Origin of the sequence: Pseudomonas sp. 3HC3 (assembly GCF_044904505.1) — a bacterium.
GTDB lineage: Bacteria > Pseudomonadota > Gammaproteobacteria > Pseudomonadales > Pseudomonadaceae > Aquipseudomonas > Aquipseudomonas putida_Y.
This window is the reverse complement of record NZ_JADDRH010000051.1, coordinates 1-1,182: the sequence shown is the minus strand read 5'-3', so window position 1 is coordinate 1,182 and position 1,182 is coordinate 1. Positions and strand designations below refer to the sequence as shown.

Here is a 1,182-nt window from a genome sequence, read left to right as displayed (position 1 = left end):
CTAGTGTGGTGTTTCACAAATACCACTGAAAATCATTTGCCCAGCGCTCGCGCCGCGCGAGCGACTGAGGCAAGGATGTCCTCGGCCTTCTTGTGCCACCGAAATGGCTTCGGGTTCTGGTTGTAGGTTTCCAGGTAGTACTCGATCGACGCCTCCAGATCCTTAACGCTGACATGTGCCTGCCGCTTGATCCACTTCTCGCTCAGCGTTGAGAAAAACCGCTCAACCAGATTCAGCCAAGATGCCGAGGTCGGCGTGAAGTGGATGTTGTAGCGCGGTCGCGCCGCAAGCCACGCCCTGACTTTGTCGGTCTTGTGAGTCGCGTAATTGTCCATGATCAGATGGATCGGCATATCGGCAGGCACTGACACATCGATCTCCCTTAGGAAGGCGAGAAACTCGGTACTGCGATGTTGTCGTTTGAGTCGGCCAATCACCTCACCGGTTGCCACGTCCAGGGCTGCGAACAGCGAGGTCGTTCCGTGTCGTTTGTAGTCATGTGTGCGGGTTGCTGGGTTACCTGGGGAAAGCGGTAGGCCCGGCTGTGTGCGGTTCAGCGCTTGGATCTGGCTCTTCTCATCAACGCAAAGCACCAAGGCTCGTTCGGGTGGGTTCAAGTAGAGCCCAACGATGTCGTGAACCTTGTCGACAAACAACGGATCAGTGGAAAGCTTGAAGGTCTTTTCCAAGTGCGGCTTGATCCCGAACGCGTGCCAGATGCGCATCACGCTTGCAGGAGACAGGCCCGTCTCACGACTCATCCGTCGCGTGCTCCAATGACTGGAGTCGTCGGGCTTACCTTGCAGCACTTGGTTTACCACTTGCTGAACTTGCTCATCGGAAATAGTACGAGGCCGGCCAGAGCGCGGTTCATCGTTCAGCCCCAGCAGCCCCAACTTAGAGAAACGCTGACGCCACCGCGAAACCACATCCTTGCTCGTGCCTAAGCGCTGAGCGATGTCATTGCCTGATTCGCCTGCGGCACAGCCGAGAATTATCTCTGCGCGCAGGCGGGCATCCTGAGCGCCTTTGCGAAGTTTGATCCGGCGTAGCAGTTCCGACTTTTCAGTTTCGGAAAGGGTAATGACGGTTGCTGGCCGGCCCATGTCGATGCCCTTGGAGAGTTGGCTTCTACAGAGCCTAGCTCAGATTCTCGGCGGTATTTGTGAAACACCACACTAG

1 protein-coding gene is annotated in these 1,182 nt (G+C 56.4%); it reads right to left on the bottom strand.

What is annotated here, in order from left to right:
* Positions 1-32: 32 nt before the first annotated feature.
* On the bottom strand, positions 33-1,106 hold the full coding sequence (locus INQ47_RS25600; RefSeq protein WP_033698628.1) for an IS630 family transposase: 1,074 nt from the start codon (positions 1,104-1,106) through the stop codon (positions 33-35).
* Positions 1,107-1,182: the final 76 nt, after the last annotated feature.

Bases quoted from the DNA above. Each gene is read 5' to 3' on its own strand.
- INQ47_RS25600 (WP_033698628.1), bottom strand. From the start codon at position 1,106: ATGGGCCGGCCAGCAACCGTCATTACCCTTTCCGAAACTGAAAAGTCG.